Annotated in this window: 1 pseudogene; it reads left to right on the forward strand. The window is 63.1% G+C overall.

From position 1 onward, the window contains the following. Positions 1 to 51: 51 nt before the first annotated feature. Positions 52 to 263, forward strand: a pseudogene (locus ACTFO6_RS18955) (TA system VapC family ribonuclease toxin); the annotation flags it as partial.

A 263-nucleotide genomic window follows, 5' to 3' on the forward strand; every position in this document is an offset into this window, starting at 1 on the left:
GTGGTGACGGACGAATTGGTGGAGCGCCTGCGCGACGCGGAAGGGATCTGATTGCGTGCCCTGTTGGATGTCAATGTGCTCATCGCCTTGTTGGACGCCGCCCATGTGCACCATCGCGCGGCCTCCGCTTGGTTGGAGCGCAACATTCATCACGGCTGGGCGTCTTGCCCTCTGACGCTGAATGGGTGCATTCGCATCATGGTGCAGCCGGCCTATCCGGGCAGATTTACTGCCGCCGAGGTCGCGGCTCGACTCGCGGAAGC

This window comes from Pelomicrobium sp. G1 (assembly GCF_051905455.1).
In the GTDB taxonomy this organism is placed as follows: Bacteria; Pseudomonadota; Gammaproteobacteria; order Burkholderiales; family UBA6910; genus Pelomicrobium.